This window comes from Aeoliella straminimaris (assembly GCF_024054565.1).
GTDB classification, from domain to species: Bacteria; Planctomycetota; Planctomycetia; order Pirellulales; family Lacipirellulaceae; genus Aeoliella; species Aeoliella straminimaris.
In genome coordinates this window covers 21,049-43,129 of the sequence record NZ_JAMXLR010000091.1, presented here as the reverse complement: position 1 = coordinate 43,129, position 22,081 = coordinate 21,049, and the positions used below count along the sequence as shown (strand labels likewise).

Annotated in this window: 16 protein-coding genes; 11 read left to right on the top strand and 5 right to left on the bottom strand. The window is 60.8% G+C overall.

The window, feature by feature from the left end:
* Window positions 1–69: 69 nt before the first annotated feature.
* From NG895_RS25470 to NG895_RS25450, 5 genes are all read left to right on the top strand, one after another.
* Window positions 70–1,392, top strand: coding sequence for a DUF2254 domain-containing protein (locus tag NG895_RS25470; RefSeq protein WP_252855377.1), 1,323 nt, complete (start codon window positions 70–72; stop codon window positions 1,390–1,392).
* Between the two features lie 1,210 nt (window positions 1,393–2,602).
* Window positions 2,603–3,487, top strand: coding sequence for a S1C family serine protease (locus tag NG895_RS25465; RefSeq protein ID WP_252855376.1), 885 nt, complete (start codon window positions 2,603–2,605; stop codon window positions 3,485–3,487).
* 57 nt (window positions 3,488–3,544) lie between these two features.
* Window positions 3,545–4,345, top strand: a complete 801-nt coding sequence (locus NG895_RS25460; RefSeq protein WP_252855375.1) for a hypothetical protein — start codon at window positions 3,545–3,547, stop codon at window positions 4,343–4,345.
* Window positions 4,346–4,697: 352 nt separating this feature from the next.
* Window positions 4,698–5,144 carry a ribosome-binding factor A gene (locus NG895_RS25455; protein ID WP_252855374.1) on the top strand — a complete coding sequence of 149 codons (447 nt, stop codon included), beginning with the start codon at window positions 4,698–4,700 and terminating at the stop codon, window positions 5,142–5,144.
* The gene (locus tag NG895_RS25450; RefSeq protein ID WP_252855373.1) at window positions 5,141–6,265 is read left to right on the top strand and encodes an RtcB family protein; all 1,125 of its coding nucleotides are present in this window, start codon (window positions 5,141–5,143) and stop codon (window positions 6,263–6,265) included. The genes NG895_RS25455 and NG895_RS25450 overlap by 4 nt, the downstream gene beginning before the upstream one ends.
* On the opposite strand, the gene NG895_RS25445 is transcribed toward NG895_RS25450, so the two are convergent.
* Both NG895_RS25445 and NG895_RS25440 read right to left on the bottom strand, forming a co-directional pair.
* Window positions 6,250–7,242: a hypothetical protein gene (locus tag NG895_RS25445; protein WP_252855372.1), complete on the bottom strand. Its 993-nt coding sequence runs from the start codon at window positions 7,240–7,242 to the stop codon at window positions 6,250–6,252. The two genes, NG895_RS25450 and NG895_RS25445, sit on opposite strands and share 16 nt — an antisense overlap.
* A gap of 156 nt (window positions 7,243–7,398) precedes the next feature.
* Window positions 7,399–8,232: an inositol monophosphatase family protein gene (locus NG895_RS25440; RefSeq protein WP_252855371.1), complete on the bottom strand. Its 834-nt coding sequence runs from the start codon at window positions 8,230–8,232 to the stop codon at window positions 7,399–7,401.
* Between the two features lie 348 nt (window positions 8,233–8,580).
* Between NG895_RS25440 and NG895_RS25435 the strand changes: the two genes are divergently transcribed.
* From NG895_RS25435 to NG895_RS25420, 4 genes are all read left to right on the top strand, one after another.
* On the top strand, window positions 8,581–8,943 hold the full coding sequence (locus NG895_RS25435) for a hypothetical protein (protein WP_252855370.1): 363 nt from the start codon (window positions 8,581–8,583) through the stop codon (window positions 8,941–8,943).
* Window positions 8,944–9,003: 60 nt separating this feature from the next.
* Window positions 9,004–10,674 (top strand): helix-turn-helix domain-containing protein, encoded by a 1,671-nt coding sequence (locus NG895_RS25430; RefSeq protein ID WP_252855369.1) that lies wholly within the window; start codon window positions 9,004–9,006, stop codon window positions 10,672–10,674.
* 171 nt (window positions 10,675–10,845) lie between these two features.
* Entirely contained in the window at window positions 10,846–12,129 is a 1,284-nt protein-coding gene (locus NG895_RS25425; RefSeq protein ID WP_252855368.1) for a hypothetical protein, read from the top strand.
* 4 nt (window positions 12,130–12,133) lie between these two features.
* Window positions 12,134–15,829 (top strand): cytochrome c biogenesis protein, encoded by a 3,696-nt coding sequence (locus NG895_RS25420; protein WP_252855367.1) that lies wholly within the window; start codon window positions 12,134–12,136, stop codon window positions 15,827–15,829.
* Between the two features lie 156 nt (window positions 15,830–15,985).
* On the opposite strand, the gene NG895_RS25415 is transcribed toward NG895_RS25420, so the two are convergent.
* The 3 genes from NG895_RS25415 to NG895_RS25405 all read right to left on the bottom strand — a co-directional run bounded on the left by NG895_RS25415 (window position 15,986) and on the right by NG895_RS25405 (window position 19,812).
* Window positions 15,986–17,371: a DnaA ATPase domain-containing protein gene (locus NG895_RS25415; protein WP_252855366.1), complete on the bottom strand. Its 1,386-nt coding sequence runs from the start codon at window positions 17,369–17,371 to the stop codon at window positions 15,986–15,988.
* Between the two features lie 547 nt (window positions 17,372–17,918).
* Window positions 17,919–18,845 carry a GNAT family N-acetyltransferase gene (locus NG895_RS25410; RefSeq protein WP_252855365.1) on the bottom strand — a complete coding sequence of 309 codons (927 nt, stop codon included), beginning with the start codon at window positions 18,843–18,845 and terminating at the stop codon, window positions 17,919–17,921.
* Between the two features lie 70 nt (window positions 18,846–18,915).
* Window positions 18,916–19,812 carry a DUF6690 family protein gene (locus tag NG895_RS25405; protein WP_252855364.1) on the bottom strand — a complete coding sequence of 299 codons (897 nt, stop codon included), beginning with the start codon at window positions 19,810–19,812 and terminating at the stop codon, window positions 18,916–18,918.
* Window positions 19,813–19,997: 185 nt separating this feature from the next.
* Between NG895_RS25405 and NG895_RS25400 the strand changes: the two genes are divergently transcribed.
* Window positions 19,998–21,218 carry a THUMP-like domain-containing protein gene (locus NG895_RS25400; RefSeq protein WP_252855363.1) on the top strand — a complete coding sequence of 407 codons (1,221 nt, stop codon included), beginning with the start codon at window positions 19,998–20,000 and terminating at the stop codon, window positions 21,216–21,218.
* Window positions 21,215–22,072, top strand: a complete 858-nt coding sequence (locus NG895_RS25395) for a sugar phosphate isomerase/epimerase family protein (protein ID WP_252855362.1) — start codon at window positions 21,215–21,217, stop codon at window positions 22,070–22,072. Before NG895_RS25400 ends, NG895_RS25395 begins: the two co-directional genes overlap by 4 nt.
* Window positions 22,073–22,081: the final 9 nt, after the last annotated feature.

The following is a 22,081-nucleotide window of genomic DNA, read 5'->3' as shown; positions in this document are numbered from 1 at the left end:
ATGGGTTAGTCACGTCGCGGCCGAATGAGTCGCTGGCAAACTAGCAATATTTCTCGAAAGTCCCCCTCCATGCGCACCTGGATCGTCAACCTGTGGGACTCGTTTCGAACCGGATTCTGGTTCTTTCCCACCTTGTTGATCCTCTTGGCGGCGGTACTGGCGTTTGCTGTGCCCGCGATCGATGGCTACCTCGATCCATCCCTTCCCGACTGGATGAAGACCACGGGCACCACCGCCCGCAGCACGCTGGCGACACTGGCCAGTGCGATGTTTACCGTGGCGGGCGTGGTGTTTTCGGTCACGGTGGTGACTTTGTCAATCACCTCGTCGCAGTTCGGCTCGCGGCTGCTGCGGAACTTCCTGCAGCAGAGCATCACGCAGGTTACCTTGGGCAGTTGCCTGGCGGCGAGCATCTACTGCCTGCTGTTGTTGTGGCGCGTGGACGATGTAAACGACGACTGGTTCGTCCCTCATCTGGCCGTGCTGCTGGCCACAGTTCTGTCGCTGTTCACGTTGTGCCTGGTGGTTTATTTCATCCACCGCATCGCCTATTCGGTGCAGTCGATGAACGTGGTCACCGACGTGGCGGCCGACCTGAATTCCGCTATTCAGCGCATCTTCCCCAAAAAATCGGATACCGACAGCCAACTCCAACAAAAACGAAAACAGTTAGCCGGGCGGTTCGAAAACAACGGAGGCCACAGCGTGACGGCCACCAGCGAAGGCTACCTGCAGGCGGTAAACGTCGAGCAGCTTACCTCGTTGGCCGATTCCCGTCAGCTGTTCATCCACGTCACGCGACGCCCGGGAGAATTCCTGGCCGCCGGCGACACCGTGGCCTACTACTTGGAGGATGGCGATAGCGACGCCGAAGTCGACGAAGTGCAGCAGCACGTTTCCAATTGCTTCTTGTTCGGCAACCAACGAACGCCCCGCCAGGACGTGGAGTGCGCGATCGCCGAATTGACTGAAATTGCGGTGCGGGCACTTTCGCCAGGCATTAACGACCCCCATACGGCGATCGCCAGCATTGACCGACTCAGTGGCTCACTCTGCCAGCTTACCCAGTACAACCTGTCGTCCGCGCTCCGCATCGATGTTGGCGACGACGAAACGCTACGCGTGCTGGGCACGACCACGTCGCTGGATGCCGTTTTGCGGGCGGCTTTCGATCAGATTCGGCAATACGGTGCTTCGAGCGTCGCGGTGTCGGTCCGCCTGCTCGAGGCCCTGGCGCGCATCGCCGAGCGAGCGGAAACCACGCCCGACAAAGCAGCCATCCGCCGCCAGGCCGATCTGGTGTTGGAGGGATGCGACAAGCAGGAGTTTTGCCAAGAGGATCTGCAGGACGTACACCAGCGACATGAAACCGTGGCGCGATTGTGCGAGTAATGCCGGCATCGCGATGCCGCCGCTGCCTGCAAAACCGCCAAGTTGACCGTCACGCCCTCACCGCAGGCGGAAGAGCCTTCTTCGCTTACGGACTGTTGCGTACTGCACGCTCCAGGGCACCCCCCTTGGGACAGTGGTTACGGAGCAATCACCGCCATGGATGGTGCACGCACAGCATGTCCGCTGAACGTTCGACGTCGTTGCTGGTGACAACGCCGAAGGATTGCGCCCAGTTGCCACACTAGAGCCTGTAAGTTGCTCGAATCGGCCAATTGATGGCGAACAAAAGCAAAGCAAGGCATGAATATTGGAGCTTCTGCCTGTTTTCTCTAATGTCCTCTCGAGGTGGCGCAGCAGTTGCGGCCCCCTCCAGCAGTGGTATGCCTGTCTGAGATTGGCGGTCGCTCAAACCGCACCGCTTGCGAAAGGCAACTTCTGGTTCCAGAGCGACATCAGACTCAGTTGAAGCACCGTGGCTATCCAATCGCATTCGATTGGTCGCACTCTGCTTCGCTGCGATACGTGGTTTGGCTCGCTGCCGACCTCATTCATGCACCACGCCCAATAGTTAGTTTAGGCGGCCGCGCCACGGCGCGGAGGATTTTTTATGTAAGGAAAGGACGAAGTGATGACACACAGGCGAATTGGAAAACTTTTCGTGGCGTTGGCCATCGGGGGATTGGCATTGGGCGCTAGCTCAACTGCCAGCGCAAGGTTGTTCGGCGGTGGATGGTTCAATCGCGGAAACGATTGCTGTTACCACCACACGACTCATCATCAGCACTGTGGCAATCAAGTGGGATACGTCGGATACACGGCCCACCCACAGCCAGTAAGTGACTGTGGATGTGGTGCCGCCAATGCAGTGGATTACCAAAACCACCGTTCGCCCAGCGAACCGCAGTGGGATAATTCACCGCCCGCACCGCCACAAGAACCGCTTCAGAACAGTGGCGGCATGAACGACACGCAGGCAAGTGCTGACCGTGCCGCGGAACTGCCACCGCAGAGTCCAAGTCGATCAGTCGCTACTGGGACTAGCTCAATGCCGGCTCCCCCGGCACCGAGCAATCAGTAGTCGGCCTGAATGACGTTCTAACGTCAGCAGTGGCCCTCCACTTCTGTCTCTGTCGACGAAAGCCGGGGATCGTCCGCCTTGCGCGTACGTTCTTCGCGGGAATTTTAGCCCAACAAAGAAAGGACCTAACCAATGGTACTACGAAAACTTCAGTGGCTTCCCAAGCTAGCCGTTGTCGCGGCAATGGGACTAACCACTTCGATGCTGCCCGCCGCCACGGCTCAGCAAGAGCAGCAAGAACAAGAGAACTCGGACCGCTCGCGAGATCAGCAGGATCGAGATCAAAACAGGAATCGCAACGATCAGCAGCGTCAAAATCGCAACCGCGGCCAATCCGCCGATGAGCAAGGCAATCGCAATGAGCGGAACGCTGGCTTGGGAGTCGGGATTGTCGAAGCTCGGCAAGGCTTGCGAGTGACGCGTGTCGCCGACGATAGCCCAGCGCAGAAGGCTGGCATCCGCGAGGGCGACACGATCGTCTCGATCAGCGGCGAACCGGTGGAATCGACCAGGCGATTTGTAGATCGAGTTCGTCAACACAACCCGGGCGATCAAGTCGAAATCAAGTTTGTTCGTGACGGTCAACAGCAAACGGTGACTGCTTCGCTCGAAACCCTTCGCGAAGCGCTCAACCGCAATCGACAGTCGCAACGCTTCGATCAAAACCCGAACGATCGAAACATGGCGGAAGAGCGGTTCTATCGCGGTGGTCCTCCCTGGGGTGGAGATGATCTGCTGAACCATGTCAATAACTTGGAGCAACAGGTCCGAATGCTGGAACGCGAAATCCAGGAACTTCGCTCGATGATCGACGACGATCCGAGTCGTCAGCAGTACGACCTGAACAGCAATCGCAATTCGCAGGCGGGTTACAGCGAATCCGATCGCACCTACGGCGATCGCAGAGGAGGCGAACGGCTGGACAATGATCGTAATGCACGCTGGTCGAATGACAGCAATCCAGAAGAACGCATTCGATCGCGACGAGAGGTTCGATCGGGTAACGAGGACCAATAGGTCTGTAGTCGATTGAGTTGGGTCTCGAAAGCAAACCACAAGTGAAGGAGTTAAACAATGAAGATGCGTTTACTCGGTGCCCTGGCGGCCGCCCTGCTGATAGGGCCGGCCGCAATGGCCCAAAATCCGCAAGGCAATCAGCGAACGAACGATGCCCGCAGTGAGGCTCGTGAGGAAGTCCGCGATCAACGCCGCGAAGCACGCGAAGATCGTCGCGAGGCGATGGAGGACGCCCGGGAGCGTGCGGAAGAAAGGCGAGAAGAATACAACGAGCGTCAAGAGGATGCCCGCGAGCGGCGAGAGAACCGGCGAGAAGAGTACCGAGACCGCCAGGAAGATCGCCGTGAGGAAGCTCGCGAACGGTGGGAAGATCGCAACGATGACAATCGGCGCAACAGCGACCGCCGCTGGAACGACGATGATCGCCGCGCCGGGAATGACCGCAACTCCAACCGCTGGCGCTACAAGCGTCACAATGGCGAGTGGTGGTACTGGCACCCAAGCAACTACTGGGTTTACCGCCGCGACGGACGCTGGAATCGATACGATCGCAACACCTATCGTATCGCACCGCGTTTCCGCAGCGATCGTTTCAACAACGATCAGTACGGATACTATCGCGACAACCGGGTGTATGACAACCGCTACTACGACGATGGCCGCTACTACGATGGTGGTCGCTTCTACCAAGGTCGTTACAATACCGGCTACGGTCCGCGATACTACGACAATGGCTTCTATGGCAACGGCTATTACCCACGTAGCTCCGAAGGCCGCATAGGTGCGGGCCTTGGCGGAGCGATTGGTGGCCGCGATGGGGCCAATATTGGCGCGGCAATCGGCGAAGCGATCGACTGAGCCTTTTCCGTAAATGCAGCAACCTACAACCGTGGCGTTCGCCAGAACGCTGCGGTTTTTTTCTTGCGCCAATGCGCGCGAACCTTTAGAGCCAGAAAGATGTCTGACTTAGCTAGCGATTACTGCCAATGCGCGGTTTGAAACCTCTCCGCGAAAAGGAGGCTCCTCGTGCCATCTCTACTCCCCACTCTTGCGTTGTGAGCCGAAGCGCCCACTAGCCGCTACTCCGACTCCCCGATTTGGAAGGTGTGGCAAAGGTCGCGTCAGGCTCTTTCTGCCGAGCAGCTAGTTCGTCGGCCCGTGCAAGCGATGCGCGCCGACTCTTTTTTGGCTCTATCTCTTGAGAGTAGACATGGCACTCGATAAGCGTGCGCGCGAGCAGATGCTCGCGCATTGTGGAGAGATTCACGAGGATGATGGCGTCGACCCGCGGGAGTACTTCCGCACGGGTCGCAATCACAGCAAGCTGGACCGCAAGGCGAAGCAGCTTTGCCGGCAGGTGGCCGAGACGCTCGACCAGATTCTGGCTGGTGAGACCGGCGATGACATGCTGAGAGACCTCAGGGTCGCCCAAGTGATCCCCGCCCCCGATGCTTCCCGCCTGCAGGTCACCGTGGAGACGAGTGGCAGCAAGGCAGGTTTCGACCGGTGTGAACTGGAAGCTCGGCTGGCCCGCATAGCGGGATTCCTGCGTACGGCCGTCGCCGGGACCATTACGCGCAAGAAGGCACCTTCGCTCAGCTTTGTGGTAGCCGCCACGCCGGCCGCCGACTCGGGCAGCGGAAAGGGGGGTCGATGAGCAAGGCAACACTCAACACTTGGCTCACCGAGCCGCTTTCGCCAGAGGTGGCTCAGTCGATTGAGCGACTCCGCAGCTCGGACGACGTACGGCATGTGGCCGTTATGCCCGACGTTCACCTCTGTCACGACGTCTGCATTGGAGTGGTGGCGGCCACCGAGTCCCTCGTCTACCCGGCGGCGGTCGGGGGCGATATCGGATGTGGCATGGCAGCGGTGCCGTTCGACGTAGAGGCGGCACTCTTGGAAAGCGAGCATGCCGCCGGCACAGTGCTGCGCCAACTTTACCAGTGCGTGCCCGGCAATAAGCATCGCCAGCCTCGCGCGCTTCCCGACGATCTGAGCACACGCCACTTAAGCGATGCTGGGCTGACAAAGATCGCCCAGCGTGAGGGGCGCGTGCAGCTGGGCACTATGGGGCGGGGCAATCACTTTCTCGAGTTCCAGTCCGATCAAGCGGGCCGGCTGTGGCTCCTGCTGCACAGTGGCTCTCGAGGCATAGGGCAGGCGATCAGTGCGCGTCACTTGGCCGCCGCCACGGCGACCAACGTCGGACTACTGGCGTTGAACGCTAACGACGAACCGGGGCAGCGATACCTGAGCGACGTAGCTTGGGCGCGGCGTTACGCTGCCGAAAACCGGCTGGCGATGCTTCGCACCGTGGAGGAGTTCATGCAACAGATGTTTGGCATCGGCGCGTCGTGGCCCGAGTTGATTCACGGCGACCACAACTTCGTCGATTGCGAACACCATTTCGGACGGCAACTTCTCGTGCACCGTAAGGGAGCTCAATCGGCCCAGCAAGGCGAGCCGGGCATTGTCCCCGGTTCGATGGGAGCGCCCAGCTTTCACACCGCCGGCCGCGCCTGCAGCGAGTCACTAATGTCCTGCTCGCACGGCGCCGGGCGGCAACTCAGCCGCTCGCAGGCTCGACGCCAGGTGAACTCCAAGCATTTTCAGCGGCAGGTCGGCCCTCTGTGGTTCGATCGCCGTCGCCTCGGCATACTGCTGGACGAAGCTCCAGCCGCCTACAAGGACATTCGCCAGGTGATGCGGGCGCAGCGAGAACTGCTGCGAATCGAGCGGGAACTGCAGCCGGTGCTGAACTATAAAGGGCCGTAGGCTCGCATCCGGCCCGCCAGCGCAAATGCCATCACGCCAATGGCCACCAGCGCGGCGGCGGAAGGTTCGGGCACCGTGACACTGGCCAGGCGCAGGCCACCACTGGTCTCGCTGAAGTTGTCTTTCCACAGGGTATAGTCGGCCTCGTCGACCACCCAGTCGAAGTTACCATCGGCCGCCAGGCCGGCGCCGGTCGCACCCAGGGTGTTGCGCCACACGGTGTAGTCGGCAATATCCACCCGATTGTCGCCGTTGTAGTCGCCTTCGAGTGGGAGAAAAATGCTGAAAGTGTCGCTGGATGTGACAGTACCTTGGACGTCGACGGTGATCGTCACGGCGTCCTCGATCACCTCGGTGGCATCGATGGGAAGCGACGTAACCACTTCGTAAGTGCGTTGCCGCCCGTTGGTGCCTACGAGCGAAACATCGATGTTGGCTATGCTCTCCGTGGTGAAATCAAGCGGATCTTGATCTAGATTGATGTCGTAGTTAAACGGAACAAACAAAAAAGATCCACTTGCCGCAAGCGTGCCAGTATTGATTCGTACGATGTGGTCAGCGGTATTGTAGGTTCCATCGCTAACAGGGCCGGGCGGGTTGGGCGTATCCAACTCGCCCCCTAGTCCAGAACCGACGACGCTAAAATTGCTGATGAGATTGCTGTCGCTCAGAGTGACATTGTCGGAGCTTTCGCCCAGCAGCGAAATATGGCCCCCTGTGAACGCGATGGAATGGATCAGCGGCAGGCCTTCGTAGATGTCGTACCCAATCGTGGCCAGCGAATTGCCCGTCACACGCGTCAGTTCCGTGTCGCTGAGACCACTCGACGACACCGAAATATTCACCCGATTAGTCGTACTGGTGGGGGGCAGCAATTCGAGATTGAGCGCCTGCTCCACGGCCTCGGCGGGACCGGCGACCAACAGAATCAGCGCAACTAGCGACAACTGCCCTACATAACTCCGAAGCCTGTACATAGAGGTCCGTCCAGATGCTGTTCCGGGGAGAATTCGGGCGAAGAGGCTGGTGCCCAAAATTCTAGTGTATCTGAATGCGGAGAACCGGGCCACCTAATCTCGAGGCGGCAACTGGCAATCGAGACGGTGATGCCATGAAGGACAAAATGCCGACTGCTATTTGCCGCGGGTGATTTCCAGCACTTCCCGCATAGCGGCCGCGTTGCCAGCAATCGCCTCGCCCGAGTGAACGGTCGCGGTGCCCTGCCAGTCGCAGAACACACCACCAGCTTCCTCGATGACGGGCTGCAAAGCTGCGGCATCCCACAGGTTCATCTCGGGGTCGATCATCACATCGGCCCGACCGGTGGCGACCATCAGATAGCCGTAGGCGTCGCCCCATGTGCGGGCGAGCCGCACCCGCTCGTCGAGCGCCAGGTACGTTTCCATGCCTCGGCCCGATTTCCGCTTTCGAAAGCTGCCCACCTCGCTGGTCAGCAGCAAACCTTCGGCCAGGGGCCGATCGGGCTCAATCGCCGCCCGAACGGGCTCGCCATCGCCACGCTGATGCCAGGCACCGCCGCCGCGACGGGCGTAGATCACCTCATCCAGCGCCGGCGCGCGGATCACGCCTAACTGAGTCGTCCCGTTTTCCACCTTGCCATCGGACGTATGCAGCACACCGATCAGCGTGGTGTAGAGCGGTATGCCATGAATAAAGCTTTTTGTGCCATCGATGGGGTCAAGCACCCACACAAACCCGGAAGTGCCCGGCGTTTGGCCGTATTCTTCGCCCACGATCGCATCGTCCCCAAACCGCTCGGCAATTCGCTCGCGAAGCAGCTTTTCGGCCCCTTTGTCGGCGGCCGTGACGGGCGAATCGTCCCCCTTGCGCTCCACCCGCAGGTTCGGATTGCGAAAATACTCGAGGGTCACGTCGCCAGCGTGGCGGGCGATTTCGACTGCCCAATCCAGGCGGGCCTTGGTTTCGGTCTCTAGTTGCGTGGTCATGCTCGTCAAACTACCAGGAACCCCGCAAAAGGGCAGGGGGCCAGCCCCTGGGTCGCAGTAAATCGGGCCGCGGCCCTCCACTCGGTTGACGCCGCCGACCGGCCAATTTGGCCAACGTGTCGGCCAGCCGCTGACGGATCCCCTCCGCGGTGGTACAACCAGGGCAGGTTACGCCGATTGTGTTGCCCCAGATCTCGTGTCCCAAATCCATATGGCACTGGTATTTAGCTTGATCCAGAAGGGTGGTTGTTTAGAATGAGGGCATAGGATTTTCGGCCTGCGGGCTGTTCGCTTGTTGTGCGGATGGTGCGGAGGCCAGCGTTCAAGGTATTCACGGAGGACTACTCGATGCAGTACGCGAGTCGATGGATCGTAGTGGCACTGGCCCTGCTGGTGACTGGCTCGTGGATTGGTCATGCCGGCGGCCAGCAACAACCTGGTCCCCCGGCGCCGAAGGCATCGCTGCCCTCCGACGAACTGCCCCCCGGCTGTTTGCAGGTGGTATCGGAACCTGGCGGACCGATCGCGGCAGTGGTTTACGATCCACAACAGCAAGTGCTCGGCGTGTACCACGTCGACCGTGCTACAGGAGCAATTGAACTAAAGAGCATTCGTCAGATCTCACAAGATCTGAAACTGCTTCACTATCAGGGCAAGGAACCCTTGCCCGAGGACATTCGCAACGCCTTGCAGGGAGCGCGTGGTCAGTAGGCACGACCCGCGTCCATAATCCAAGGCAGGGCTGGAGAGAGGCAAACTCAGAGCAACGCCATGGATCCGAAGTTCATCAAGCTGGAAGAAGCGGCCGAGCAACTCGGCATCACTCACGATCACCTCAATGCACTTCGCGAAGAAGGCAAGCTCAGGGCCTACCGCGACGGCGCGAGTTGGAAATTCCGCACCGAGGAAATCGACCGCATGGCCACCGAAGGGGTGCCCGCTGTCGAAGCCGAAGAGAGCGGAATCAATCTCGATCTCGACAGCTTGATGCTCGACGACGACAAGAGCCTCGACGACGAGACCGGCTCGGAAGACGCTTCGAAGTCGGACGACCTGCTGGGCTTGGATCTCTCGGATGACGACGATGACGCCTCGTTCGCCAGCCTTGATGTCGACGACGAAGCGGAGGACGACCTGGAGCTTGATCTTTCCACCGGCAGTTCAGCCGACCTGGCGATCGACCTCGACGAGGAGGATGACCAGCCAGCCGATCCCAGCCTGTCGGACGCTACGGCCGTGGAAGAAACACCGGCCGCTGCCGAAACGGGCAGCAGCGATCTGGATCTTGAACTGGAAAGCGAGTCGGGCGACGACCCCGAGTCGATTCTGCTGAGCGAAGCGGAACTGGGCGATTCGGATCGTCCGCCAAGCACCATCATCGGCCGATCGGAACTCGACGACGCGCTCGACCTGGAACTGGCCGATGAAGATTCAAGCGTCACGTCGAAGTCAAATCCCGCCCCCAAAAGCGACGTAAAACTGGCGGACCTGGAAGATCTGGACAGCGACGCCTCGGCCACAGGCGAGTTGCCCAGCTCGGAAGACGCCTCGGTTGATTTCGACGACGTCGAGGACCTGGGCATCGATCTCGAAGCCGAGTCGAGCCGCATTTTGCAGCCCGAAGACGTGGCCGCCGCGCAGCAGGCCGCCAGCGATCAAGCACAACAAAAGTCGCCCGAAACCAGCGACCTGGAATTGGACCTGGACGACGACTACGAATTGGCCGCCTCGAGCAGTGGGGGACTGGGCGGTCTGTCCAACATCGAATCGGCGGACGACGACGAAGAGCTTTCGCTTTCTGGCTCAGAAATCAACGTCGGTGACGAATCCAAGGCCAGCGGCGCAGGACTAACGGGCCTGTCGGCTTTGGAACTCGACGATGATGACGACGACGATTTCGTGCTGGGCGATGGCAGCGACCTGACGCTTTCGTCCGCCGATAGTGGCATCAACCTGGCCCCGGCCGACAGCGGTTTGTCGCTGGACGACGCCGCCCTCGACCTCGGGGGATCAGCCGTCGCTAGCGGAATCGACTTCGGTGAAGCCGCGGGCCTGGTGGCCGATGACGCGGAGCCAGGCGAGTTCGAATTGACTCCCATGGCCGCTGACGACGGCAGCGATGACGAGGACGACAGCTCGCAAGTCATCGCGCTGGACGCGTTCGAGGAGCAAGAAGAAGCTGACGACCTGCTGGGAGCTGGCGGCGCGCCGGCCGGCACGGCAATGCCCGCCGCAGCTGGTTTCTCGCAAACCGCCACGGTACCCCGCCAGGAGATTCAGTTCACCGGCTGGCAAGTAATGTTCCTCACCCTGTGCCTGATGCTACTGGCCCTGTGCGGCATGATGACCATCGACGTCATCCGCAGCATGTGGAGCTGGGAAGAGCCGTTCTCGGTGAACAGTTCGCTCATCGACAGCCTTCGCGGATTCCTGTTCCCGTAGAATCCGCGCTGAAGAGATATACCAGCGGTGCGACAAAAAGTCGCAGCCGGGGGCTTTTGGGTGTACCGCCCCCCCATCGACCCCCTATAATGCCCGGACGGCACGCGGCGGGTGTTGGAGTCCCGCCCCTGTTGGCGTGCTCCCGCCTTTCCCACCCCGTCCGGTGATTCCATGCATTCACGGCCTGCCCGCCGCCCGCTTATTGTCTACGCCGTCTTGCTTCTGGCCGCCAGTGGCTGTTCCGAGAAGCCCGAAATCTCATCGTACGATGCCCCTCGAAAAGGGGGATCGGCCAAGGAGAACTCCCCCGGCGACGAGTCGCGGATGATCGCGGCCATTTTTATCCGCGATAATCAAGCTTGGTTCCTCAAAACCATGGCCCCCAAGCAACAGGTCGACAAGGCGGCCGACGCGCTGCACAACTTCGCCGAATCCGTTGCGCTGCCAGAGGACCAACCGGCAGCCATCGAGTGGAAGGTGCCCGAGGGCTGGAAGGAGGGCCCGCCCCGGATGATGCGCGAGGCGACGCTGCTACTGCCCGAGGGCGACGTCGACGTGGCCATCTCGAAGCTCGCCTTCCCCGGAGACCTGGACGACTACCTGAAGATGAACATCAATCGCTGGCGAGGACAACTCGGCCTCGAACCCGCGGAGAAAATGGACGAGGCGGCCGGAGTCCGAGAGATCCAAGTCGATGGCCAGACGGCATGGGTATTCGATGCCGTGGGTACCAGCACAGGGGGCGGAATGATGCCCCCCATGATGGGCGGCAACGCTCCCTTCGCCGGCCCCACCGCAACGCCTCCCCCCAACGGGAAGCCAGCGGACGAACAACCCGCCACTACAGCTGAGGAAGAGCCAGCCAAGGAAGAGCCAGCCGCGGAACCGGCTGCCGAAAAGGCGGAATCAGAGTCGAAGCCGAAGCCGAAGCCGAAGGCGGACCAATCGCGAATGATCGCGGCCATTTACATCCGTGGTGACCGAGCGTGGTTCGTAAAGACGCTGGCCGATAAAGACCAGGTCGATAAGGTGGCCGACGAGCTACGGACGTTCGCCAAATGGGTGAAACTTCCTGAAGACAAGCCTGCGGAAATCGAGTGGAACGTCCCTGAAGGCTGGCAGGAAGGTCCCGAGCGAATGATGCGCGAGGCGACGCTGCAGCTTCCCGGTGGCGATGTGGAAGTGGCGATCTCACAGCTCGCCTTCCCCGGAGACCGGGACGAATACTTGAAATTGAACATCAACCGCTGGCGAGGGCAGCTTGGCCTCGATCCGGCCGAGCAGATGAACGAAGCGGCCGGCGTGGAGGACATCGAAGTCGATGGCGAGAAAGCCTGGCTGTTCGACGCCGTGGGCAACAGTGCAGGGGGCGGAATGATGCCGCCCATGATGCGACGAGCTCCGTTTGCCACGCCCGGCGCGGGAGCCACGCCGCCAGAATCGGAGGACGAGTAGAACCATGGCAACTGCCGAACTGCCCAATGCTGAAATGGCCCGCGACCACGCCGAGCCCCGCACGCGAGGTCGCGAAGCATCCTCCCCGCTGATGGCCATTTGGTCGACCTTTGCGTCGCTCAAGCTGACGGTCGTCCTGCTGACACTGCTCATCCTGCTGGTGTTTGCCGGGACGCTGGCGCAGGCGCATCGCGACGTGTGGTACGTGATGAAGGAAGGCTACTTCCGCGTGTGGATCGCCCAGGTGGACTGGCAGATATTCCCCACCTTGTGGAGTGTATTCTCGAGCGGCGAACCAATCGTGCTGGAGAAACCTCACATCTTTTATTTCCCGGGTGGCTACACTATCGGCCTGCTCATGGCCATCAACCTGCTGGCTGCACACACATTGCGATACAAGATCCGCGCCCGGGGTACGGAATTAGTGTGGGCGTTAGGGCTCTTGGCGGTGGGCGTGGTGGTTACCTGGCTGGTAATCGCTCAAGCCACCAGCAATGCCCATCAGGCGAGTATCTCGCCCCGATTTGCCGACTTGCTGTGGAACCTCTCTCGCGGTGCGTTCGCCGCGTTGGGACTGGTCTCGGCCTACTTGCTGTCGTTGGCGTACGGTCGCCTGCGCCGCCCCGAGTGGTGGGTGCTGGCGGGGCTGAACGCCGTGGCCCTGGTCGCCGCAGCGTTCCTGTTTCTCGATCCCGAATGGCGGATCCCCGACGCCGGCATGCGTATCGTCTGGCAGCTGATCCAGGCCACCGCCGCAGGCGGCCTGCTGATGGCCAGTCTGTGGCTATTGTTTGCCAAACGCTCGGGCGTGATTTTGCTGCATATCGGCGTGGCCATATTGATGGCCCACGAGTTTTACGTCGCCGAGACCAACGTCGAAATGAACATGATCATCGACCAAGGTCAAACGGTCGACTGGGCGTACAGTCCCACGGAAACCGAATTGGCTGTCATCGATCGTTCGGACGCGGCAGTTGATCATGTGACCGTTATCCCAACCGAATTGCTGGCCGCCGCCGCTGCGCTGCCGGCAGATGCTGCTGGGCGGGTGATCAGCCATCCTGATCTACCAGTCGATGTCCGCGTGGTGGAATACTACGCCAACAGTGCCGTCTCCAGTCGCCCAACGGAGGAGACCGATGAGAGTCTGAAAGGTGCGGCCACGCAGTTGGACCTGGAACAAAAACCGGCCAATCCCAAGGGGGACATTCCGGGCGCGGTTGTCGAACTGCTCGAGAAACCCTCCGGCAAGTCGCTTGGCAAGTACCACGTAACGGTCTTCTTCGACATGCCCATCGCCATGCGGATTGGCCCGTCGCGTGGAGCCAACATCCCGGGCTTCCCCACCAATGATGGCCAGCAACTGATCGCAGGCGCTGACAACCCACTGTGGCTCGCCATGCGGTTCAAGCGTGTGATGACTCCCTATGAAGTGACCCTCGAGAAGTTCTCCTTCGACAAGTACGCCGGCACGGACAAGGCTAAGAATTACTCGTCCGACATCCAACTCACCGACAAGCAGCAGGGCACCTCGCTCAAGTACCATGTGTCGATGAACAACCCGTTGCGGTACGAAGGAGAAACCTTCTATCAATCCGACTTCGATCACTTTTCCGAAGACGCCACGGTGCTGCAGGTGGTGAAGAACGAAGGTTGGATGGCGCCCTACATTGGTTGCGCAGTGGTGATGGTGGGCATGCTGGTGCACTTCGGCATTACCCTGGTGCGATTCTTGAATCGCCGGCTCCGCGAACTCGACGACGAGCAGCAGCCCACCACCAGCTTCAACGATTGGGCATTGCGGCCCGAAGTACTGGCGCCGGCCGTGGTTTCGCTGCTCGTGATGGTGTTCTTTGCCTGGACATTCCGCCAAAAGCCGTTGATGGTCGGTCAGATGCCCGTGCACGAGTTTGCCGAACTGCCCGTGCTGGATGAAGGCCGCGTGAAACCTTACGACACGCTCGCCCGCAACACGCTGCAGTATTTCTCACAACGGCAAGAAGCGGCCGTTTCGGAAGATGGACGCCAGAAGATACCGGCATCCCAGTGGTTGCTCGATCTGCTGGCGGGCAAACAGGAAGCCGCCGACGCCTATGTGTTCCGCATTACCAACCTCGAATTGCTCAAGACGATCGACCTGCCTCTCCGCCCCGGCTTCTTCCGTTACAGCTTGAACGAAATCGAAGGCGGCATCGATAAGCTGCGCAAGGAAGTTGGCCTGCTGGAAGAGGTCGACCGCAACAACCTGACCCGCTACCAGCGTGACGTCCTGCAGTTGTGGAACCAATGCATGGACTACGTGGAGCTGGCCAATAGCTTCCGCACCCTGCAGATTCGCGGCCCGGAAACGGTGATCGAAGACCTGTTCATGGCCGCCAGGCAAGCCGAGATGGGCGATGCCCCGCTGTCGGTGCCGCCACGGGAAGTAGACGGCAATTGGTTTACACTGCACGAGGCCGATCTGCGTGAGAACTGCTACATGCTGCAGAACAGTGGCCAAATCGATCCGGCCCGGATGCCCCCCGTCTTGCGGGACGTCCTCGCCCGTTTCGGCAGCGAGCGACCGGGGGCAGGCATCGAGCCGTTAGCCAGGATGTTGTCGGCCTATCACAGCGGCGACTCGAAGGCCTTTAAATCGGCCATCGCGGACATGCGGAGTGTCGTGCGTGATTACCAGTCGGAGCTCGAAGATCCCAAGAATGCCGCTTACGTCTCGACGTTGAAGACGGCCGAACGGCTCGATACCGAGCGACTGGAGTTCGAAACCTGGTTCAACGGCGCCACGCCATTCTACTTTTGCGCAACGATGTACTTCGTGGCCTTGATCCTCTCGGCGGCGTCGTGGCTCGCGTGGCCCAAGACGCTGGGACGCAGCGCCATCGCCATTATCGCGGTCACGCTCGTGGTGCACACGCTGGCCATTGCGGCGCGGGTCTACATTTCGGGCCGGCCCCCCATCACGAATCTCTACACCACGGCTATCTGCATCGGTTGGGCGGTGGTATTGCTAATGTTGGTGTTTGAGTCGATCTTCAAATTGGGCGTCGGCGGATTCGTCGCTTCGGCATGTGGTTTCGCCACGCTGTTGATTGCCCACTTCCTTGGACAGGATGGCGACACCTTCACGGTCATGCAGGCCGTGCTCGATACGCAGTTCTGGCTCACGGTGCACGTGCTGAGCATCAATATTGGCTACGCCACAACGATGCTGGCGGGCTGCCTGGGCATCGTGTACATCGTGGCGGTGCACATGCTCGATCTGTTCAGTAAAGCAGACGCCAAGAAGCTCACGGCCATGATTTATGGCTCGCTGTGCTTTGCGATCCTGTTCAGCTTCTTCGGCACCGTCCTGGGTGGCCTCTGGGCCGACGACTCCTGGGGGCGGTTCTGGGGATGGGATCCCAAGGAAAACGGCGCCCTGATGATCGTGTTGTGGAACGCCGTGGCGTTGCACGCTCGCTGGGGCAAGATGATCGGACCGCGGGGGCTGGCCATGCTGACCGTAGTGGGCAACATCATTACGGCCTGGAGCTGGTTCGGCGTCAATCAACTGAGCATTGGCCTGCACGCCTATGGCTTCAACGAGAATCTGGCGCGAGGGCTACTGTACTTCATCGCCAGCCAAGTCGCCGTGCTCATCCTGGGCGCCATTCCCTGGCCCAAGCTGATCAGCGCTGATCGCAACGTGGCCAAGGTTTAACTGGGCAACTTGCCACGCATTGGAAAAGGTCCCGCCGAGCGGTGCTGCGGGTTTGCATTCGGCGAATCGCGCCAATAGGCAGAAGTCGAGCATTGGTTGCCCCCAGCTTGGTTCACACCGCCCGCACGACTGTGACCGAGCAGGTGATCTGGGCTGCTACGCCATACGGAGCTTGGTCTCGATCTGACCGAGTGTTTCTTCCAGATTCGCATTGCCGCGATTGGTAGAGACGGTCGACAGCCGGCCGACCTGGGACTCGATGCGGCGGTGGGCCGATATCACGGTGCTGTGACGGCGACCGCCGAAGTACTCGCCAATCTCTCGCCAGCCGGCCTGCGTGTACTTTCGTGCCAGCCACATGGCCAACATCCGCGGTTCGGTAACGGACTTGTGACGACTGTTCGAGCGGAGAGCCTTGGCTTCGATGCCAAAGTGGTCGCACACCACGCGTTGGATGTCGTCCATCGCTACGCGGCGAATCGTCTGGTAGTTCACCTCGCCGGCAATTTGCTCGATCAGCATCAGGTCGATCACCTCGCCCAGCAACTCATGCCGCGCCTTGAGCCTCTCGATGGCGCCCAGCAGTTCTCGGGCGCCGCTGGACACGCTGGCGGCCAGCTTCTCCAAGCAGACCTCTTCGGTCGACAGACCGAGTCGGCGGCAACGGCGGCGCGCTATCTCCAGGCGTGTGGCATAGTCGGCTGCTGCCACCTCACACACCAGGCCAGCCCGCAAGCGGGAAAGCAGTTCGGGTCCCAGGTTGTCGATGGTGCCGGGTTCGTGGCAACTTGCCAATACCACTCGTCCGCCAGCGGCGGTAATGCGATCGATGGTGTGCTGCAGTTCTTCCAGAGTGGCTCGCTTGCCGGCCATAAAATGCAGGTCGTCGATCAACAGCAAATCGGCGCCGCGGTACTTCTGTCGGAAGCTGGGCAGGCCACTGCCGCGGAGTGCCTCGACGTAGGTACCGACAAATTGCTCGGCCGAGAGCATCAGGACGCGCGAGCGGCGGAATCGCTGGCGGAAGGCGTTCTTGACGGCCGACAACAGGTGGGTTTTGCCACTGCCGGGGGGGCCCCAGATTACCAATGGTCCCCCCGTGTGATTGCCGGCGGCCAATTGTGCCCCAGCCCGCGCGGCGAGTTCGTTCGATCGCCCCACAACAAAGGAATCGAAGGTGCCCCCCTGATCGGCCGGCGGTTTTACGGCCGGTAGGGCAGGGGGAGTTGTGTCGGTTCTGGCGTCATTCCCGGCAACAACAGAAGGCTCCGCCAGACGAACGGGCTTGGCCAACGACTCGTCGACGCGAAACACGACCTGCGCGTGCTCACCGAACATCGCCCTGGTAACCAGGGAAAGTTCGCTGCCGAGATTTCGTCGGGCAGTGTCGCATAAGAAGCTCGACGCAAAGACCAAGTGGACGTCGCCGCCCGCTTGTTGATGGAGAAGCGTATCTCTATCCACCCACAGATCGAACCGGTCGCGCCCTAAAGCCTCGGCCAGTCGGTCGCGAAGCGCCGCACCCTCGCCTGGACCTTCCATGTAATCTCCGTCCTTGCTCGTAATTCCTTCTTTTGCGGCGCACCGATACCACCCCAATACGAACCACGACCCATGAGATCGAAGGCCCCGTCCACGGCCAGCGGCCGTGCGTGGTGCGGCACTTGCACAACGCAAAAGAGTTACGCGGCTTAGCGGCCCCCCGTCGTTCGCGAACCGAGCTTTCCGCCCTAGTGGTCTCGAAGCACGTCTTCGTCGAAGAACTAGCTCGGAGACAACTAGGGCGGAAAGAATCGTTTAACGAAGATGGTGGTGCCACCTCCTGCCACGCATCTGATTGTCACCCAGGTCAGCGATTTTACGAGTGCTAGCACACAAGTCAAAGGGTTGACTTTTGGTGGCGTCGAGGCTCCCCACATCGGAGGCTGGCGAAATCAATATTCATCGAGAATTAACCATCTGCTCATCAAAACTTGTGGCGAGAATTTTTTTTCAGAGCCCGCTGGGGGCCGTGGAAAACATGTTGCGACCGAAGCACAAAAAGAATTTCCGCCACGAGCGGCACCCGCTGAAAGATTGCGCAGTTATTCTAGCCTGCATCACTTCTCTCAATCGACCGAATGTAGGCTGTTCGCTCCGCCCAGCGGACGTACCCCGATTGTTCGTAAACCCGAAGTGCTGGAGCGTTGGCTGCGTCGACCGCTACGACCAGATACTCCACCTTGCGCTGTGCGGCGAGCGAGGTAAGGTGGGCAAGAATTTTCTTTCCCAGGCGCCGGCCACGAAAACGGGGAGCGATTCCTACGTACACGATTTCCCACTGATCGCCGTCCGGATACGGGGCCGTCAGCAGCACCCCGACGGGCTCTGTTCGCCACCGCACGATGTACCACATTTTCGGGTCGTACTCACCGACCGCCTGGTATCCGGTCAGCACATCCTCGATATTGCGGCGCCCTTCCAGCCCTGGGCAGTCGAGCGTTTGCTCGTAGGTAGTCTTTACCAATTGCTCCAGCAGTTCTTGTTGCTCCATGGCCGGCGAGTCAAACGTGACATCGGGATCAAGATCGCCGAGATAGCGCCGTGGCACCGTGTGCATCAGATACTCCAGGTCCGCCAGCTTCTCGAACTCGAGCTCTTCCAGCAGCGGCACCAACCCTGTGCTGGGCTTGTCTAACAGGAGCTGCACCAGGTCGACGGGCAGCGAGCGTGAGGCCGCCACCGCCGCGCCTGCCAACTTGCAGAGCGTTTGGTCGTCGGTGATGTCTCCGCGCAGTATGGGCGGCCAGAGCGTCGCCGTCCGGCCGACTTGAGGTTGCAGCCACGCTGCGCCGACCAACTTGCCGTCATCTTCAGCAATGATCAATCCAGCGAACACGTCGATGCCTTGCTGCGCGGTGGGACGCAGTACGTCTACCAATCCGGCGCGCAACTGTGGCGTCACATCTTGGAGCACCAGCTCCAGCGCCTGTTGCTGTTTCTCAGGGGGGCAATGCCGGATGATAGTTCTACTCATGCACGGCAGCATAGCACGAGTTGGCCGCGCTTGCCTCCTCAGTTTTCCTCAACCCAACCAGTACGGCACACTAGCTGGGCCACCGCAGAACCGGTTTGTGCACTTTGGGGGGCGGAGTCGCTTCGGCCGGAGCTTCACTTGTGGCCGAGGCCTGTTCGGCCTTCACCCCGTTAGTCGATGGTACTACCGACTCCCCTGGGAAGACGGCGGTGCCCGGTGCTTGTTGCTGTTCGCCGAACAGCGGTTGGGGCTGCTCGGCCGGCATGTCGAGCGACTTGATCCGTGGCATCGGACGTTGAACGTATCGGCCCGAACCGGGACGATTCAGTTCCAGGTCGACAGAGAAGCTGGTGTGCGGCGAGGTGGCCCACAGAACCGACTCGGGCTGCGTCCTCAGTTCGCTCTCGACCACGCCTTCGCGATCGACGCGGAACAACTGCTCGCCCGCCACCAGGGGTGTCGCGGGACGGAATCCATACCGCGTGGCGAGCAGGTTCACCAGTTCGGAAGTATCGGCCGTTTTGCCCTTCAAACGAATCTTCTGCACGATACCTTGCTTGTCGAAATAGTAGGTCAGCGAGCCGGCCACATCGGTCATCCGCGTCCCACTCACCAGCGGCACTCGAATACCGAACAACTCGGGCTCGGCCAGTCCCGTCGACTTTCGCGCCCAGCGACTGTAGATCCACTCTTTGTTCACATCCAACCGCAGGACATCGGCCAACGAGTACGTGGCGATGCCCTCAAGCGGTGCTGGGCTGCTGTAGATGTGGTCGCCCGGACTGGGCGGCCGCATGGGCTCCGGAATTTTGAACTGCGGCACCTGAGGCGAGTTCGGATCGGCCGGCTGCTGGGCCTGCGACGCGGGCTGCATCATGCTGTCCCGCCATTCGGCCGAGTGGTCCACAACGTAGGGTACGCCTACCGCGGCTCCAAGCAGACCGGCTAACATGACAGGGCGGGGCATGAGACTCATTTCTTGTGTCCAGCAGGCGGGTACAGCCGACAACGCGGCACTACCCATACCTTCGGCAACACTGCTTGTTGTGCTTTGTGAGTTTGGTAGTTGCCGATGTAACTCGTAGAACCGACTCGAAGCGGCGACCTCGCTTTGACGATCCGCCCGATTGCGCAAACCTTGAGCCCCCTCGCATGAACCACACGCCTCTCGAACCGCTGGACGAGTGGCTGCTCGGCGACGAGGCGGCCTCTTGGCTCGAGCACTTGCGAAGGGCCGACCAACCGCCCCACCAGATTATCACCCAACTTCGCAAACACCTCACGGCCGAGCAAGCACATCGCGTGATGGAACTGGCAGAATTACGCGGGCGTGCCGCGCAGAAGTTCACCGCGGCCGAGCGGATGTTCTTTACCCGCGTTGGCTACGAGCAAGCAAGCGACCAGTGGATTGCCCGTCACAAGTCGGCGCGATTCGCAAATCGTCGCAGTGTGGCCGACCTGTGCTGTGGCGTCGGTGGCGACGCCCTGGGACTCGCTGGTGTCGCCGACCAACTGCTGCTCGTCGATCAGTCGGCAACGATGACTGCCTTCGCGGCGCGAAATCTTCTGGAAAATGGAATCGAAAAACAGATATCTACCAGCACGGCCGATGCGACGTCGCTCGCCCTACAAAACTACGACGCTTGGCACATCGATCCCGATCGCCGGCCGCGGGGAGGTCGAACCACCCAGGCCGAGCTGCACGAACCTTCCGACGACGCGATCGATGCCATGCTCGCGGCTAACCCCAATGCGGCCGTGAAGCTCGCCCCCGCCTGCGAGGTGCCCGCTCGATGGACCGACGCCGCCGAACTAGAATGGGTCAGTCGCTCCGGCGAGTGTAAGCAATTGGTGGTGTGGTTCGGAGGACTCACGGGCGAGCCCGGTGGGCGAAGGGCCACGATCCTGGCGGCCGACGGTCCTGAAGTTCGCGCATTGGCCACCGTTACCGGCGCGGGCGATACGCTGCCCGACGCCGCCGACCAGATTGGCCGCTACGTCATGGAACCCGATGCGGCGGTGCTGGCGAGCGATTTGGTGGGCGACCTGGCCAACCGGCACCAATGGTGGACCTTCGCCAGCACGACCGGCTACCTCACCAGCGACACGGCGAAACTTGATCCGGCATGGTCCACGTTCGAGGTGCTGGACGTGATGCCATTGAAACCAAAGAAACTGGCGGCCTATCTTCGCAAGCGGGGGATCGGCCAGCTCGAAATTAAACATCGTGCGGTAAAGCTCTCCCCCAAGTCGCTCCGCCGCGACCTCAAACCGCAGGGCGACGAGCATGCTACGCTTCTGGTAACTCGAGTGCTGGAGAAACGCATCGCCATTGTCGCTCGCCGACTAATTTACGAACCATTCAACTCATGAAGCTCGCATTTAGCTCGAACGCCTATCTGCAGTATTCGGTGGAAGAAACCATCCGCCGAATTGCGTCGATGGGGTACACCGGTATCGAAATCCTGGCCGACGTGCCGCATGCCTGGCCGGCAGGGCTACTGCCCGAGCAGGTGGAGTCGCTCAGCGCGGCGCTCGACGAATACCAACTCCCGGTGTCGAATGTCAACGCCTTCATGATGAACGCAGTGGCCGACCCGCGACAACCTTACTGGCACCCGGGTTGGATCGACCCCGATCCACACTACCGCGCCATTCGCCGCGAACACACCAAGCGGGCGTTGGGGCTGGCTGCCGAAATTGGCGCGCCGCACATCACCACCGAACCGGGCGGTCCGCTGGCCGAGAGTCAGACGCGTGAAGAAGCGTTCGACATCTTCTACGAAGAGCTGATGCCCTGCCTGGAACTGGCGGCCGACCTGGCGATGCCACTGCTGATCGAGCCCGAGCCGGAGTTGCTGATCGAAAAGTTCGACGAGTACCTGGAATTCGTCGACCGTCTCGATTCGCCGCAGGTGGGACTGAACTTCGACGCCGGCCACGCGTACTGCGTGGGCGAAGACCCTCAGGACTGGGTGGAGAAAATGGCCCCCCACACGGTGCACTATCATCTGGAAGATATCGCCGCCTCGCGGGTGCACCAGCACTTGATTCCCGGCCGAGGGGCGATCGACTTCCGCGCGACGCTCGCCGCGATTGCGGCCACGAACTACGATGGATGGCTGACCGTGGAACTCTATCCCTACATGGACAACCCGGACCTCGCCGCCCGCGAAGCCATGGAGTACTTAAAGCCGCTGGTCGATGAAGTTGTTGGGGCGGTGTAGCGGCAGAGG